The organism is Roseomonas sp. TS2, from assembly GCF_058833935.1.
On the sequence record NZ_JCACVY010000112.1, the window covers coordinates 1 to 14792 of the forward strand.

Genomic DNA, 14792 nt, shown 5'->3' on the forward strand with positions numbered 1-14792 from the left:
GGCCGCCGCGGGCTGCTGCGTGCGTGCATGAAGGGCGCCGCCCTGGCAGGGGTGGGGACAGGGGCGTGGGCCGCGCCCGGCGCCCCGCGCGCCAGGGCCGCCGCAGCCTCCGGCTGGCCCGCCCGCCCGGTGCGGCTGATCCTCCCCGACGCACCGGGCAGCGGCAACGACACGGTGGCCCGGCTGGTGGCGCCCGCCCTGGAGGCCGCGCTGGGGCAGCCCTTCGTCATCGAGAACCGCGGCGGCGCGGGCGGGCGCATCGGCGTCGAGGCCGCCCACAACGCGGCGCCGGACGGCTACAGCTTCCTGCTCGGCAATGCCGGCTCCAACGGCATCAACGCCGCCATCTACCGCGACCTGCCCTATGACCTCGCCACCGCCTTCGAGCCGGTCTCGCTGCTGGTGCAGGGCCCCAACGTGCTGGTGGTGAACCGCCGCCTGCTGGCGGCGCGCGACCTGCCGGCGCTGATCGCCGCCTTGCGGGCGCGGCCGGGGGCGCTGAACTACGCCTCCGGCGGCATCGGCTCCTCCGCGCACATGTCGATGGAGCTGTTCAAGGCGGAGGCCGGGCTCGACATCGTGCACGTGCCCTATCGCGGCACGCCGGCCATGGCGCAGTCCGTCATCGCCGGCGACACGGCGCTGATGTTCGCCAACCTGGTCAACGTCATGCCCTATATCCGCCGTGGCGAGCTCGCCGCGCTGGCCGTCACCTCCCTCGGCCGCAGCGCCGAGCTGCCCGAGGTGCCGCCGGTGGCCGACACCCTGCCCGGCTTCGAGACGCTGGCCTGGAACGGCATCCTCGCCCCGCGCGGCACCCCGGCGCCCATCCGCGAGCGGCTGCACGCCGCCCTGGCCGGGCTGCGCGACTCGGCCGAGTTGCGGGACCGCGTGCGGCTGCTCGGCGGCGAGCTGGTCGCCGGCCCGCCGCAGGCCTTCGGCCAGCGGATCGTCCACGACATCGCCCAGTGGAAGGCCCTGGCCGCCCGGGCCGGCATCCAGGCGGAGTGACACACCCCATGCGCATCACCGCCCTCGACTTCCTCGGCACCCAGGTCACGCCCAAGACCAACTGGTGCTTCCTGCTGGTGCGCACCGATGCCGGGCTGACCGGCCTCGGCGAGTGCACCCTCGCGAACCAGGAGGGCGCCCTGGCCGCCGAGGCCGCGCGGCTGGCCGCGCAGGTGGTGGGGGAGGAGGCCGCCGCGCGGAACCGGCTGTGCCAGGTGCTGCCGCACGCCCCCGGCGGGCTGGTGGCGCAGACGGTGCAGAGCGCCTTCGAGGCGGCGCTGTGGGACATCGCCGGGCAGGCGGCGGGCGTGCCGATCCATCACCTGCTGGGCGGCGCGCTGCGGCCGCGGGTGACGCTCTATGCCAACATCAACCGCGGCGCGCAGCCGCGCACGCCGGAGGGCTTCGCCGCCGCCGCGCGCCGTGCCGTGGCGCAGGGCTTCACCGCCGTGAAGCTGGCGCCCTTCGAGCCGATGGTCTGGCAGGATGCCGGCGGCGACACCGCCGCGCAGCGCGCCGCCTATGCCGGGGGGCTGGACCGCATCGCCGCCGTGCGGGAGGCGGTGGGCGGCGGGGCCGATGTCATGGTCGATGCCCATTGGCGCTTCTCGGCCGGCGGCGCCGCGGCGCTGATCCGCGACCTGGCGCCGCTCGATCTCTACTGGCTGGAATGCCCCGTCGCCGAGGGCAACCTGCCGGAGATCCGCCGCCTGCGCGGCCTGGCGAACGAGCGCGGCATGCGCCTGGCGGGGGCGGAGACGCTGAGCGGCCTCGCCGCCTACCGTCCGCTGATCGAGCAGGGCTGCTACGACGTGCTGATGCCCGACATCAAGCACGCCGGCGGGCATGAGGAGATCCGCCGCATCGCCGCGCTGGCGCTGACGGCCGGCCTCGAGGTCGCGCCGCACAACCCCACCGGGCCGGTCTGCCACGCGCATTCGCTGCATCTCTGCGCGACCCTGGCGAACTTCCTGCGCCTGGAGGTGCAGTTCGGCGAGACGGACCGCTTCTTCACCCTGGTCTCGGGCGGCGAGGCGCTGGCCTTCCAGGAGGGCGCGGCGCGGCTGCCCGACCGGCCCGGCCTCGGCATCGCGCTGCGGGAGGCGGAGGCGCGCGGCACCCCCTGGCAGGCGATGCCGCGCCCCTGGCTGGACCCGCGCCTCGGCTGATGCGGCTCAGTTCACGCGCAGGTCGTACTGCTTCACCAGCCTGCCGAAGCGCTCGTACTCGGCGTTGTGGTAGGCGGTGAAGTCGGCGCGGCGGCGCAGCAGGATCGGCATGTCCATCCGCCTGAAGCCCTCCACCACGGCGGGCGCCGCCACGGCCTGGGCGCAGGCCTCCTCGATCGGCTTCAGGATGGCATCCGGCGTGCCTGCGGGCGCGTAGAGGCCGGACCAGATGGTGAAGTTCAGGTCGAAGCCCAGCTCCCGCATGGTGGGCGTATCCGGGAATTCCTTCGCCCGCGCCGCGCTGAAGACGGCGATGGGGTGCAGGTTGTACTGCCGCACCAGGTTGCCCTGGTCGGTGAACAGCGAGAGCTGCTTCCCCGCCATGGCCTGCATCACGTCGCCCGAGCCCCGGAAGGGGATGTGGTTCATCTCGATGCCCGCCAGCCGCTCCAGCGAGATCATGCTGATATGCGGCGTGCCGCCGGGGCCGGTGCTGGCATAGGCGAAGGCGCCCGGGTTCTCGCGGGCGCGGGCCACCACGTCCTGCAGCGTCCGCAGGCCCGAATCCTGCTGCGTCATCATCACCACATGCGCCGCCGAGATCTGGCACACGGGGATGAACTCCGCCTGCTGGAAGGGGGCGCCGCGGGTGTGCGGCGTCAGCACCAGCGAGCCGCCGGGCGCGAACAGGATGGTCTCGCCATCCGGGCGGGAGCGGGTGAGTTCCATGGCGCCCACCGTGCCGTTGGCGCCGGGCGAGTTCTTGATCACGACCTGACGGCCCAGGGCCTTGGCCATCTCGGGCTGCAGGATGCGGGCCATCAGGTCGGACGCGCCACCGGGCGGATAGCCGACGATCATGGTGACGGCGTTCTGGGCCATGGCGGATGAGGCGCTTGCCAGGAGGCAGGCAAGCGCCGCCGCGAGGGCAGCGTAACGCATCGGGCTTCTCTCCCATTCGGCTTTTTTTGTTTTACGCACGCAACGCAGGCAGCATAGGAAAGGCCGGCCGCGCCAGCCAGGGGCGTCGCGCCCCTTCCGGCGCTCCTGAAACCCGGCGCTCTTGAAAAATGCCGCCTGAAAGGCGAAAACCCGGATGCTCTGGCATCCGCCCGTTGAGCGTCTGCGGACGCCATCGCGGAGGGTGGCCTTGCGGGACGATGCGGGTCCGCCACATCGTCAGGAGAATGCCGGGTTAGCACAGCGGTAGTGCAGCGGTTTTGTAAACCGAAGGTCGGGGGTTCGATCCCCTCACCCGGCAAATGCCCCCGCCCTCTTCCCCATTGTTTTCCCACGATGCCGCGATCGGCGGGCCCTGCGGGCTCCCGGCGGCGCGGCCGCCTTCCCATGTCAGGTGCCGCGGGTGGAAAGGGGATGCGATGAGGGCCGGCATGAGGATCTCCGCCTGGGGCGCCGCCCTGCTCTCCCTGGCGGCCTGCGCCGGCTGGGAGAAGCCCGGCGCCACCGGCGCCGAGAGGCAGGCCGCGCTGGGCCGGTGCGAGGCGGCCGGCCGCCAGATCCCCCCCGAGTGGCAGGATTACGTGGAACGCCCCGGCTACTGGGAGCCGTCGGTGACCGAGTGCGGCCGCGATGGCCGGCGCTGCTGGACCTCGCCGGGCGGCTTCCGCCCGCCCCAGTACCGGACGCGCGATGCCGCCGCGCCGCTGCGCGCCACGGTCATCGAGGCCTGCATGCGCGACCAGGGCTGGACGCGGAAGGAAGGGCTGTAGGGGATTTCCGGCCCGCCGGCATTCATCGGGCCGGAGCCTCCGCCCCGGGGCCGTTCCGGCCAGATTCCCCTCGCCGCGCGCCGGATCGTATGCTGTGCTGCCCTGCGACAAAGCGGGAGGCAGGCGATGCGGGCAGTGGCGGCGGAGGGCGGTGCATGGCCCTGATCGGCCACAATGGCGGCCCGCCGCTGGAGCCGGAGCCCGACCTTTCCTGGAATGCCTGGAACTGGCGCCGTGCCAGCCGCAAGGCCTGGAAGACGCCGCCGCGCGAGATCGCGCTGCGTCGCCTCGCCCGGGCCGAGGAGCTGGGGATGAGCTACCGCGAATACACGCTCGAGATCCTGGAGCGCGGCCGCCACCTCTGAGCGGCCTTCAGCCCGGCCCGTGCCCCTCTCCTGCTGGGTGCAGGCGGCGGCGGCGCTGGTGCCAGGCCAGCCAGGCGCGCAGCACCAGCCAGCAGCCCATGGCCCAGGCGGCGCCCAGGCACCAGCCGGCCAGCACGTCGGTCGGCCAGTGGACGCCGAGATAGACGCGGCTGCTGCCCACCAGCAGCGTCAGCCCGATGGCGATGCCGAGGATGTAGGCCTTGAGCCGCCTGTGGTGCGTCACCCCCGCCAGCAGCGTGCCGAGCGTCAGGTAGCAGGTGGCGGAGAGCATGGCGTGGCCGCTCGGGAAACTGGCCGTGTGCACCTCGACGAGATGCGCCACGAGGTCCGGCCGCGGCCGGTCGAAGCCCAGCTTCAGCAGGCTGTTCAGCGCCATGCCGCCGCCGAAGGAGACGGTCAGCAGCGTGGCGGAGAGCCATTTGCGCAGCATGACGATGTAGCCCAGCGCCACGGCGCCGATCAGCAGCAGCACGGCGTGGCTGCCAAGCGACGTGTAGTCGCGCATCATGATCTCCAGCCAGAACGGCCCGAGCGGGTCCGAGAGGTCGGCCGGGTTGCGCAGCGCCCGCAGCAGCGTCTCGTCGAAGGCGTGGGTGCCGCCTTCCAGCGCCTCGTCCATGATGGCGGCGAAGGCCAGCATGCCGCCCGCGCAGACCAGCAGGGCCGCCAGGGTGGCGAACTGCCCCCAGCTGAAGCGGCGGGAGAGAATGGTCAGGGTGTCGCGTAGCATCCGGGATTCCGCTTGCCGATAAGGCAGAGACGCGGCCATCTGGTGGGAGTTGCCACGCTTCCGCATCCCTCCGCTCCCTGGCGCGTTTCCCGCCGGATGTGCCAGCGCCAGGGCGCGGCCGGTTCTGCCAGGAGAAAGCCAGGGTGCAAAGCTGCGGAGCGAGCGTGATGCCGGCGACGGGGTACGGGGCCTGTGGGGTGGCGCATGGCTGAGCCGGACCGCCGCGCCCTGCTGATCGTCAACCGCAACGCCCGCAACGGCGGCGCCGCCATCGACTCGGCGCTGGCGGTGTTGCGCGATGCCGGCTGGTCGCTGGTGGAGCACCCCTGCAGCCCCGGCCAGACCGCCGCCGAGGTGATCCGCGCCCGCGCCGCCGAGGGCTTCGCGGCGGTGATCCTGGGCGGCGGCGACGGCACGCTGAACGGCGCCGCCCCGGCGCTGATGGAAACCGGCCTGCCCTTCGGCATCCTGCCGCTCGGCACCGCCAACGACCTGGCGCGCAGCCTGGACATCCCGTTCGACCCGGTGGAGGCGGCCCATGTCATCGCCGGCGGCGCGCTGCGGCCGATCGACCTGGGCGAGGTGAACGGCCGGCCCTTCTTCAACGTCGCCAGCATCGGCTTCAGCGCCACCCTGGCCAAGGGGCTGGGGCGGGAGGAGAAGAAGCGCTGGGGCAAGCTGGGCTACGCGCTGGCCGCCTTCCGCCTGCTGCGCCGTGTGCGCCGCTTCACCGCCTGGATCACCCATGACGGGGTGACGGAGCAGGTGAAGACCATCCAGATTTCGGTGGGGAACGGGCGGCACTATGGCGGCGGCATGACCGTGGAAAGCTCCGCCCGGCCGGATGACGGTAAGCTCGACGTCTACAGCCTGGAGCTGGACCACTGGTGGCGGCTGCTGGCGCTGCTGCCCTATCTGCGGCGCGGCACGCAGGGGCAATGGCACGACGTGCGGGCCTTCCCCACCACCGCCTGCGAGGTGCGCACCCGCCGCCCCATGCCGGTGAACACCGATGGCGAGCTGAACGCCATGACCCCCGCGCGCTTCCGGCTGCTGCCGAAGGCGGTGCGGGTCTATGTGCCTTCCTCCAACCCTTCCCATGGGATGCCTGCCTGATGGATTCGCTGCTCGCCCTGGCCGCCGACCCGGCCGCCTGGGTCGCCCTCGCCACGCTGATGGCGATGGAGGTTGTCCTCGGCATCGACAACCTGATCTTCATCTCCATCATCACCAACAAGCTGCCGGTGGAACAGCAGGCGCGGGCGCGGCGCATCGGCATCGGGCTGGCGCTGGTGCTGCGGCTGGCGCTGCTCGGCACGGTGGCCATCATCGTCCGGCTCACCGCCCCGGTGTTCGAGCTGTTCGGCCACGGCTTCTCCTGGCGCGACCTGATCCTCATCGCCGGTGGCCTGTTCCTGGTGTGGAAGGCCACCAAGGAGATCCACCACAATGTCGACCCGCCGGCGGAGGGCGACATGTTCGCAGGGAAGGCCACGCTCACCTTCTCCAGCGCCATCGCGCAGATCCTGGTGCTCGACCTGGTGTTCTCGATCGACAGCATCATCACCGCGGTCGGCATGACGCCGCACATCCCGATCATGGTCATCGCCGTGCTGACGGCGGTGACGGTGATGCTGCTGGCGGCCGACCCGCTGGCCAACTTCATCAAGGCCAACCCGACGGTGGTGATGCTGGCGCTGGGCTTCCTGCTGATGATCGGCATGACGCTGATCGCCGAGGGCTTCGGGGCGCATGTGCCGAAGGGCTATGTCTATGCCGCCATGGCCTTCTCGACGCTGGTGGAGGCGCTGAACATCGTCAGCCGGCGGGCGAAGCGCCGCGCCGGCTGAAGCCGGGGCGCGGCCGGGGAAACCCCCGGAAGATTACAGCGTTTTCATCTTCAGAAGGGCGGGCCGCCGGGCGAACCGGCGGCCCGCCCCGCTTCTGGAGGAGAATGCCGTGAGCCTGCCGATCGCCACCGAACGCCGCCTGCTGACCGCGACCGAGTTCGAGGCCGTCTCCCGCAGCCACTACCCGGATCTCTGCGGCCTGCCGAAGCCGGAGCTGATCGAGATGGCGCGCACCCTGCGCGAATTCCGCGACAAGGCGCGCGACGTCGGCCGTGGGCGGCGGCGGGAGATGCGCGGCAAGGCCGAGCCGCGCGGCGCCACCCCGGCGCGGGACGAGAGCGGCCTCTCGCTGAAGAAGCAGGTCTTCGCATCCGCGCTGAAGCGGGTGAACAAGGAGATCGGGCGGCATGACGCCGCCGCGCGCCGCCCGGCGCAGGGCGAGATCGCCCGCCGCGCGCTGGAGATGAAGCGGGCCAGCCGCGTGCGCCACCACCCCTCCTCCGGCCGCACCGCGCATCGCGGCATGAACCCGGTGGAGCATGACAGCCGGATGACGCAGGTGGACCCGCGCCAGGTGGGCAGCGTCTCCCAGGCCACCCGGGACAACCAGGCCCGCCGCGACGCCTGAACCGACAGAAATAAGGATGGGGGCGCGGGGGGAATTCCTTCCCCCGCCCTGGCTTCCTGTCAGACGCCCCTCTGCAACCCTCCATCCACCGCGATGGCCTGCCCCGTGACATAGGCCGAGACAGGCGAGGCGAGGAAGGCGACCATGGCCGCCACCTCCTCCGGCTCTGCCAGCCGCCCCATCGGGATGTCGGCCGCCACGCGCTCCAGCACCGTCGCTTCCGGGATGCCCTCATCCTTCGCCATGGTGGCGGCGCGGTTGCGCCAGAGCGGCGTCAGCGCCCGCCCGGGCGAGACGCTGTTCACGCCGATCCCCTCCGGCGCCAGCTCCAGCGAGAGGGTCTTGGCCAGCGCCAGCACGCCGGCCTTGTGGGTGTTGGAGACGACCTGCTGCGCCGTGGGCTGGCGCGCCGAGACGGCGCCGAGCAGCACCACCCGCCCGCAGGCGGCCCGGCGCAGCGCCGGCAGCAGGGCGCGCACCACCCGCACCGTGCCCAGGATGTTGAACTCGTAATTGGCCAGCCACTGTTCGTCGGTCAGCGCCTCGAAGCTGGAGCGGTGGCTGCCGCCGGCGGCGCAGACCAGCGCGTCGAGGTGCCGCCCCTCCCAGCGCGCGGCGAGAGCCGCCACCTGCGCCGGGTCGGCCTGGTCGCAGCGGGCGGTCTCCGGCCGGGTGCCGGTCTCGCGCGCCAGGGCCTCGGCGGCCCCGGCCAGCCGGGCCTCGTCGCGCCCGGCGATGGTGACGCGCGCGCCCTCGCGCAGCAGCAGCGCCGCGGTGGCGAGGCCGATGCCGGAGGAGCCGCCCACCACCAGCGCCTCCCGCCCGTTCAGTTGCAGGTCCATGCACGTTCCCTCGGCTGCGGCCTCATTCCGGCCGGGTGCCGGAGGCCTGGAGAATGGGGCGCCACTTCTCCGTCTCCTGCTTCAGGAAGCGCGCCAGCGCCTCCGGCGTGGAGGGGCGCGGCTCGGCGCCGTGGTGGGAGAGGGCGGAGACGAGCTGCGGGTCGGCCAGCGCCTCGCGCAGCGCGGCGCTGAGCCGCGCCGCCACCGGCTGCGGCAGCCCCTTGGGGCCCAGCATGGCGTACCAGTTGGCCACCTCGAAGCCCGGCACCGTCTCGGCCACGGCGGGCACGTCGGGCAGCAGCGGGCTGCGGCGCGCGGTGGGCACGGCCAGGGCGCGCAGCTTGCCGGCCTCGATCAGCGGCAGGGCGGTGGGGGCGGTGGCGAAGGAGAAGTCCATCTTGCCGCTCACCAGGTCGGTCATCGCCGGCCCGCCGCCGCGATAGGCGACATGGGTGGTGCGGATGCCGGCCAGGTGGTCGAGCAGCGCGCCGCCCAGATGCCCGGCGCCGCCGATGCCGGAGGAGGAATAGTTCAGCGCCTCCGGCTTCGCCTTCGCGGCGGCGATCAGCTCGGGCAGGGTCTTCCAGGGCCGGTCCACCGGCACCACCAGCACGTTCAGCACGTCGGCGAAGAGGCCGATGGGGGTGAGGTCGGCCTGCGGGTTGAAGCCGAGATCGGTGAACAGGCTGGGGTTGATGGCGAGGGCGGAGATGGTGCCCATCAGCAGGGTGTGGCCGTCCGGCGTGGCGTTGACGACGGCCTGGGTGGCCACGTTGCCGCTGCCGCCGGGCCGGTTCTCCACCACCACCGGATAGGTGGTGCCGAGCGCCGCCTGCAGGCGCGGCGCCAGCAGGCGGGTGGTGATGTCCGTGGCGCCGCCCGGCGCGAAGCCGACGATGACGCGGACCGGGCGGTCCGGATAGGCGGCTTGCGCGCGTGCCCCCCCGCCCGGCGCCGGCAGGGCCTGGGCGGACAGGGCAAGCGCGGCGCCCAGCAGGGTCCGGCGCTGCAGCATGGCGTTTCCTTCCTTCGCCGCGCCGGCCCTGCGGATTGGTCTTATGAATGCGGGCCGGTCGCGGAATGGCTCCCGGCGGACATGCTGCGGGGCGGCCCGCAAAGTGTCAACAGTCTGCCGGATGTCGACAAGCGGCGTGCGATGTGTTCCATGGCCGCATGGCCGCCACCGCATCCGCCCGCTCCGCCCCGGCCCCGAGCCCGGAGGCGCTGGACCGCATTGCCCGCCGCCGCGCCGAATCGCTGGCCGAGCTGGCGCATGCCGGAATCGAGCGGATGATCCTGGAGGGGCTGCTGGCGCCGGGAGCGCGGCTGAACGAGCAGGCGCTGGCGGCCCGGCTCGGCGTCTCGCGCGGGCCGCTGCGCGAGGCGCTGCGGGCGCTGGAGCGCGAGGGGCTGGTGCAGGGCGGCCCGGCGCAGCGCGGCATGAGCGTGCGCCGCCTGGACGCCGCCGAGGTGGCCGAGCTGTACGACACGCGCGCGCTGTTGCAGGGCTTCTGCTGCGCTCTGCTGGCGCGCCGCGCCACCGTGCCGCAGATGGCCGCGCTGCGCGCCCAGGTGGCGGCCATGGCGGCGGCGCTCTCGGCCGGCGACGCGGCGCGCTACTACGCGCTGAACCTCGCCTTCCACGACGCGATGCTGGAGGCGGCGGCGCACCGCCGCACCGCCGCCCTCTACCGCGCCATGCTGAAGGAGAGCCACCCGGTGCGCCGGCAGATGCTGGACGACGCGGAGAACCGCCGCGCCAGCAATGCCGAGCACGCGGCGATGCTGGACGCCATCGCCGGCGGCGACGCGGAGGCGGCGCGCCGCGCGGGGGAGGCGCATGTCCTGGCCGGCAAGCGCCGATGGCTGGCCGGGCTGGGCGGCGGGTGAGGCGCCGCCGCCCCGGCCTTCCGCCTCAGGCGGCCAGCAGCTCGTCCGCCGGGCCGAAGAACTCGTGGTGGATGCGCGCTGCCGGCACGCCCAGCGCCAGCAGCGCCGCCACGAAGACGCGCAGGAAGTCCCGCGGGCCGCAGAGGTAGTAATCCGCCTCCGCCAGCGGCGTGTTGGCGCGCAGCCAGTCCGGGGTGATGCGGCCGGCCACGTCGTAATCCTGGCCGGGGCGGTCCTCCGGCCGCGGGCATTCGTAGAAGGTGGTCACCTGCACCCGGCCGGCGGCGGCCAGGGCCCGCGCCTCGGCGCCCAGGGCGTGGGTGGCGCCCGAGAGCGTGCCGTGGACGAACTGCACCGGCGCCGCCGGGGCGCCGCCCGCCACGGCGTGCAGCATGCTCAGCAGCGGCGTCTGGCCGACGCCGCCGCTGAGCAGCACGACCGGCCGTGCCGGCGGCTCCGGCAGGAAGAACTCGCCGGCGGGGGCGGCGACCTTCAGCCGGGCGCCGGGCTGCACCGCGTCGTGCAGCCAGTTGGAGGCGACACCCCGCGGCTCGCGCTTGACGCTGATGCGGTAATACGCGCCGTCCGGGGCGGAGGAGATGCTGTAGTTCCGCTTCAGCGGCGGATGGCCCGGAATGTCGAGCCAGAAGGTGAGGTACTGGCCGGGCCTGTGCCGCAGCACCGGGCCGCCATCGGCCGGCACCAGGATGAAGGAGGTGATGACCTCGCTCTCCCGCAGCTTCTCCGCCACGGTGAAGTCGCGCCAGCCATTCCAGCCGCCGGGCGCCGCCGCGTGCTCGGCATAGATCTGCCCCTCGCGCCCGATCAGCAGGTCGGCCAGGAACCAGTAGGCCTCGCCCCAGGCGGCCAGGATCTCCGGCGTCGCGGCCTCGCCCAGCGTGTCCCGGATGGCGCCGAGCAGGGCGTCCGCCACGAAGGGGTAGTGCTCGGGCAGGATGTTCAGCCCGACATGCTTCTGCGCGATGCGCTCCACCGCGCCGGCGAGCACGCCGAGATTGTCGATGTTGCGCGCATAGGCCAGCACCGCGCCCGCCAGCGCCTTGGGCTGCGATCCGGTCTCGCCATGGTGGGACTGGTTGAACAGGTCGCGGATGGCGGCGTTCTCGAACAGGCGCTCATACATCCGGCGGGTGAGGGCGAGGCCGTGGACCTCCAGCGCGGGAACCGTGGCCTTCACGACCGAGATGGTCTGCGCGCTGAGCGGGCGGGGCATGGCGGTCTCCATAAGGTGTATTCTACATGCTCCTTATGCGGCCCTGGTAGAAAGATGTAAAGCTGCTACATCTTCCGGATGCGGCTCACGCTCTACACGGACTACGCCCTGCGGACCCTGATCTATCTCGGGCTGCGGCCCGAGCGGCGCGTCGCCATCCGGGAGATCGCGGTGGCGCACCGCATCTCGGAGAACCACCTGGTGAAGGTGGTGCACCATCTGGGCCGCGGCGGGTTCATCGAGACCACGCGCGGCAGGGGCGGCGGGCTGCGCCTGGCGCGCGCGCCCGAGGAGATCCGCATCGGCGCGGTGGTGCGCTTCACCGAGGAGGACATGGCGCTGGTCGCCTGCTTCCAGGACAGCGCCGAGGGCGCCGGCTGCCCGCTGACCAATGCCTGCCGGCTGCAATCGCTGTTGGGCGAGGCGCTGTCCGCCTTCCTGGCGGTGCTGGACGGCCAGACGCTGCGCGACCTGCTGGACGGGCCGAACCGCCCGGTAATGGCGGCGCGGCTCGGGATCGGGGCGCCGGAGGCGGCGCCCGCGCCCGCGCCCGCGCCCGCCGGCTGAGCGGGCGGGCGCGGCCTTAGCCGGTCTCCAGGATGCGCAGGCTGCCCATGGGCTGGGCAGGGGCCAGCAGGTCCACCGGGCGCCCGGCCAGCAGGTCGGCCAGCACCTTCAGCGGGCCGCCATGCGCCACCACCACGCAATCCTGCCGGAGCCCGGCATGGAAGCCGCGCAACCGCGCCACCAGCGCCGCGCCGCTCTCGCCGCCCGGGGGGGCGAAACCCCAGGGATCGGCCGCCCATTCGTCCAGCGCCGCGCGGGGCACGTCGTCCCAGGCCAGGCCTTCCCAGGCGCCGAAATCCAGCTCCAGCAGCCGCGCGTCCTCCACGATGGCGGCGCCACCGGCCAGCGCCCCGGCCAGGGCGCGGCAGCGCCGGGCGCAGGATCGGGCCACCGCCCGCTCCGCCGGGCACGGATATCACCAGATCGGAGCCCCGCCGCCCATGCCGGACCTGATGACCAACCCCCTGGAGGCCCTGCTCGCGCCCCTGCAGGCCGCCGCCCGCCGGCACGAGACGCCCTGCGGCGAGGGCCGCATGGTGTGGCACGAATGGGGGGAGGGGGCGCCGGGGGAGGCGCCGGTGGTGCTGCTGCATGGCGGCTCCGGCTCCTGGCGCCACTGGGCGCGCAACATCCCGGCCCTGGCCGCGCGCCACCGCGTCCTGGCCGCCGACCTGCCGGGGCTCGGCGAATCCGACATGCCGCCGCGGCCGGATTCGCCCGATGCCATCGCCGCCATCGTCGCCGCCGGGGTGGCGGCGCTGCTGGGCCCGGTGCGCTACCGGCTGGTGGGGTTCTCCTTCGGCGCCATGATCGGCGGGCATGTGGCGCGGCAGGCGCCGGAGCGGCTGGCGAGCTTCACGCTGGTGGGCGCCGGCGCCATGGGTCTGCGCCGCCGCCCGACGCCGATGCAGCCGGTGCGCAGCCTGCAAGGCCCGGCGCGTGAGGCGGCCAACCGCGCCAACTTGGCGGCGCTGATGCTGGCCCATCCGGAGCGGATCGAGGGCGCGGCCCTGGCCCTGCAGGACTGGCATGTGCGGCATGCCCGGCTGCGCAGCCGCCCCTTCGCCGGCACCACCGCGCTGCGCGATGCGCTGGAGGGCCTCGCCGTGCCGCTGGCCGGGATCTGGGGCGAGCTGGACAGCACCGCCACGCCTTGGCTGCAGGACCGGCTGGACCTGTTGCGCGCCCTGCAGCCCGGCGTGGCCCTGGCCGTGGTGCCCGATGCCGGCCACTGGGTGATGTGGGAAGCGCCGGAGGCGTTCGGGGCGGCGCTCGCCGGCACATGGGAACACGCGATGTCGTGAAGTGGCGGAGGCGTGTGAAACCGATGCGCAGGTTTCAAATTAAAGGCAAAGGAATGCCGCCGCGAGGTTCAACGCCATGTTTGTCGCCCCCTTCAAGCGTATGTCGACTCTGGATACCAGCCCCGCCGTGCGCCTCGGGACCCTCGAGGCGGAGCGGCAGGCGTCCCTGCTCCGCGTGCCGCGCGAGACCCTGCCGAAGCAGCCCGGCCAGCCGCTGCCGCCGAAGGCCGGCGGCGAGCCGGTTCGCCGCTGACGGCATCGCGGCCGGGGGCGGGTTCCTCCACCGGGCCGCTTCTCCGCCCATCCTGATTCCTGCCGCCCTGGCGAATCGTCGCCGGGGCGGTTTTCGGTTCCGGGTGTTTTCCGTTCTCGGTGTTTTCCGTTCTGGGGGATGCCGGGCGCCGGGCCTAGCGGGGCAGGGCGCCGGCCAGGTCCATGCTGCCTTCCAGCCGCGCCACCAGCGCGGCGAGCCGGGGCCGGGCTTCCTGCAGCAGGTATTCCGGGCTGACCAGGAAGGAAGGGGCGCCGCAATTCACCACCATCGGCGGCAGCCCGCCGCCGGGATGGAAGCCGAGGGCGATGGCGTTCACGTCCGGCTGCCAGTCGCCGAAGGAGCAGCAGCAGCCATAGTCGCGCTGCTCGGCCAGGGCCCGCTCCACCGTGGCGCGCAGCCGGGCCTCGTCCGGCGCGTGGATCTGCCGCAGCACCGCCTCGCGCTCGGCGGGGCTGCAGGCGGCCAGCCAGGCGCGGCCCATGGCGCTGTTCACCAGCGAGATGCGCGAGCCGGCCTCGAGGTTCACCGCGATCGCCGCGTCGCCCCGCGCCAGCTCCAGATAGACCACCCCCAGCCGGTCCCGCGTGCCGAGCGCCACCACGCTGTGCGTCTCGGTGGCGAGCTGCTGCAGCAGGGGGCGCGCCACGCGGCGGATGTCGAGCCCGCCCAGCATGGCGCTGCCCAGCGCCAGCACCGCCGTGCCCAGCCGGTAGCGCCCCAGCTCCGGCACGTAGTGCAGGTAGCCGAGCTGGGTGAGGGTGTGGGTCAGGCGTGAGACGGTGGAGCGCGGCAAGCCGCAGCGCGCCGCGATCTCCTGGTTGCCGAGCAGCGACTCGCCCCGGCGGAAGCAGCCCAGCACCTCCAGCCCGCGCGCCAACGCGGTGACGAAGTCCCGGTCCTGCCCGGCGGGGCTGTCCGGCTGGTCGGGTGTGGGGGCGGCACGGCGGCGGGGCATGGGCATCCTGTCGGGAATGGCGACGCCACGCTTGACGCGCGCGGCGCTTTGCGCGACCCAATAGCACAAACATGCGGAATTCAATTCCGCAATGCAGAATTAAGCGCGCCGCATCCCAGGGAGAAGACGCCGATGACCGGTCCCGTGACCTATCAGGTGGAAGACGGCATCGCCGTCATCATGGTGGAGAACCCGCCGGTGAACGCCCTCTCCGCCGCCGTG

At 73.3% G+C, this 14792-nt stretch carries 18 protein-coding genes and 1 tRNA gene; 12 read left to right on the top strand and 7 right to left on the bottom strand.

The genetic code is table 11. The features are described from left to right. The coding region (locus ACZJYS_RS16320; RefSeq protein ID WP_493179619.1) for a Bug family tripartite tricarboxylate transporter substrate binding protein at window positions 1-1011 on the top strand (1011 nt) is incomplete at its 5' end. 8 nt (window positions 1012-1019) lie between these two features. After that, on the top strand, window positions 1020-2180 hold the full coding sequence (locus tag ACZJYS_RS16325; protein WP_379650900.1) for a mandelate racemase/muconate lactonizing enzyme family protein: 1161 nt from the start codon (window positions 1020-1022) through the stop codon (window positions 2178-2180). Window positions 2181-2186: 6 nt separating this feature from the next. On the opposite strand, the gene ACZJYS_RS16330 is transcribed toward ACZJYS_RS16325, so the two are convergent. After that, on the bottom strand, window positions 2187-3062 hold the full coding sequence (locus ACZJYS_RS16330) for a tripartite tricarboxylate transporter substrate binding protein (RefSeq protein WP_379632092.1): 876 nt from the start codon (window positions 3060-3062) through the stop codon (window positions 2187-2189). A 307-nt stretch (window positions 3063-3369) separates the two neighbouring features. Here ACZJYS_RS16330 and ACZJYS_RS16335 point away from each other — a divergent pair. From ACZJYS_RS16335 to ACZJYS_RS16345, 3 genes are all read left to right on the top strand, one after another. After that, a tRNA-Thr gene (locus ACZJYS_RS16335) sits at window positions 3370-3441 on the top strand. Window positions 3442-3571: 130 nt separating this feature from the next. After that, window positions 3572-3910: a hypothetical protein gene (locus ACZJYS_RS16340; protein ID WP_146201818.1), complete on the top strand. Its 339-nt coding sequence runs from the start codon at window positions 3572-3574 to the stop codon at window positions 3908-3910. Window positions 3911-4065: 155 nt separating this feature from the next. Further along, a complete protein-coding gene (locus ACZJYS_RS16345; RefSeq protein ID WP_109515612.1) occupies window positions 4066-4275 on the top strand; it encodes a hypothetical protein in 210 nt (69 codons plus the stop codon). A gap of 7 nt (window positions 4276-4282) precedes the next feature. Here ACZJYS_RS16345 and ACZJYS_RS16350 read toward each other — a convergent pair whose 3' ends face one another. Beyond that, entirely contained in the window at window positions 4283-5026 is a 744-nt protein-coding gene (locus ACZJYS_RS16350) for a phosphatase PAP2 family protein (RefSeq protein ID WP_493179620.1), read from the bottom strand. A 204-nt stretch (window positions 5027-5230) separates the two neighbouring features. On the opposite strand from ACZJYS_RS16350, the gene ACZJYS_RS16355 reads away from it, so the two are divergent. From ACZJYS_RS16355 to ACZJYS_RS16365, 3 genes are all read left to right on the top strand, one after another. Continuing rightward, entirely contained in the window at window positions 5231-6142 is a 912-nt protein-coding gene (locus ACZJYS_RS16355) for a lipid kinase (RefSeq protein WP_493179621.1), read from the top strand. Continuing rightward, on the top strand, window positions 6142-6876 hold the full coding sequence (locus tag ACZJYS_RS16360; RefSeq protein WP_109515609.1) for a TerC family protein: 735 nt from the start codon (window positions 6142-6144) through the stop codon (window positions 6874-6876). The genes ACZJYS_RS16355 and ACZJYS_RS16360 overlap by 1 nt, the downstream gene beginning before the upstream one ends. A 109-nt stretch (window positions 6877-6985) precedes the next feature. Continuing rightward, window positions 6986-7504, top strand: a complete 519-nt coding sequence (locus tag ACZJYS_RS16365) for a hypothetical protein (protein WP_493179622.1) — start codon at window positions 6986-6988, stop codon at window positions 7502-7504. A 59-nt stretch (window positions 7505-7563) separates the two neighbouring features. Here the strand turns inward: ACZJYS_RS16365 and ACZJYS_RS16370 are convergent, their stop codons facing one another. Together ACZJYS_RS16370 and ACZJYS_RS16375 are read right to left on the bottom strand one after the other, a co-directional pair. Then, window positions 7564-8346: an SDR family oxidoreductase gene (locus tag ACZJYS_RS16370; protein ID WP_109515607.1), complete on the bottom strand. Its 783-nt coding sequence runs from the start codon at window positions 8344-8346 to the stop codon at window positions 7564-7566. A gap of 22 nt (window positions 8347-8368) precedes the next feature. Continuing rightward, window positions 8369-9361, bottom strand: coding sequence for a Bug family tripartite tricarboxylate transporter substrate binding protein (locus ACZJYS_RS16375; RefSeq protein ID WP_493179623.1), 993 nt, complete (start codon window positions 9359-9361; stop codon window positions 8369-8371). A 158-nt stretch (window positions 9362-9519) separates the two neighbouring features. Between ACZJYS_RS16375 and ACZJYS_RS16380 the strand changes: the two genes are divergently transcribed. Continuing rightward, entirely contained in the window at window positions 9520-10236 is a 717-nt protein-coding gene (locus tag ACZJYS_RS16380; protein WP_493179624.1) for a GntR family transcriptional regulator, read from the top strand. 25 nt (window positions 10237-10261) lie between these two features. On the opposite strand, the gene hmpA is transcribed toward ACZJYS_RS16380, so the two are convergent. Next, a complete protein-coding gene (gene hmpA, locus ACZJYS_RS16385; protein WP_493179625.1) occupies window positions 10262-11470 on the bottom strand; it encodes an NO-inducible flavohemoprotein in 1209 nt (402 codons plus the stop codon). A 78-nt stretch (window positions 11471-11548) separates the two neighbouring features. Between hmpA and ACZJYS_RS16390 the strand changes: the two genes are divergently transcribed. Next, entirely contained in the window at window positions 11549-12037 is a 489-nt protein-coding gene (locus ACZJYS_RS16390) for an RrF2 family transcriptional regulator (protein WP_493179626.1), read from the top strand. Between the two features lie 16 nt (window positions 12038-12053). Here the strand turns inward: ACZJYS_RS16390 and ACZJYS_RS16395 are convergent, their stop codons facing one another. Beyond that, window positions 12054-12428, bottom strand: a complete 375-nt coding sequence (locus ACZJYS_RS16395) for a histidine phosphatase family protein (RefSeq protein ID WP_493179627.1) — start codon at window positions 12426-12428, stop codon at window positions 12054-12056. 49 nt (window positions 12429-12477) lie between these two features. On the opposite strand from ACZJYS_RS16395, the gene ACZJYS_RS16400 reads away from it, so the two are divergent. Both ACZJYS_RS16400 and ACZJYS_RS16405 read left to right on the top strand, forming a co-directional pair. Then, window positions 12478-13341 carry an alpha/beta fold hydrolase gene (locus tag ACZJYS_RS16400; protein ID WP_493179628.1) on the top strand — a complete coding sequence of 288 codons (864 nt, stop codon included), beginning with the start codon at window positions 12478-12480 and terminating at the stop codon, window positions 13339-13341. A gap of 127 nt (window positions 13342-13468) precedes the next feature. Next, complete coding sequence (locus ACZJYS_RS16405; RefSeq protein WP_493179629.1) at window positions 13469-13594, top strand: hypothetical protein; 126 nt, start codon at window positions 13469-13471, stop codon at window positions 13592-13594. A 154-nt stretch (window positions 13595-13748) separates the two neighbouring features. Here the strand turns inward: ACZJYS_RS16405 and ACZJYS_RS16410 are convergent, their stop codons facing one another. Beyond that, window positions 13749-14570 carry an IclR family transcriptional regulator gene (locus ACZJYS_RS16410; RefSeq protein ID WP_493179630.1) on the bottom strand — a complete coding sequence of 274 codons (822 nt, stop codon included), beginning with the start codon at window positions 14568-14570 and terminating at the stop codon, window positions 13749-13751. Window positions 14571-14792: the final 222 nt, after the last annotated feature.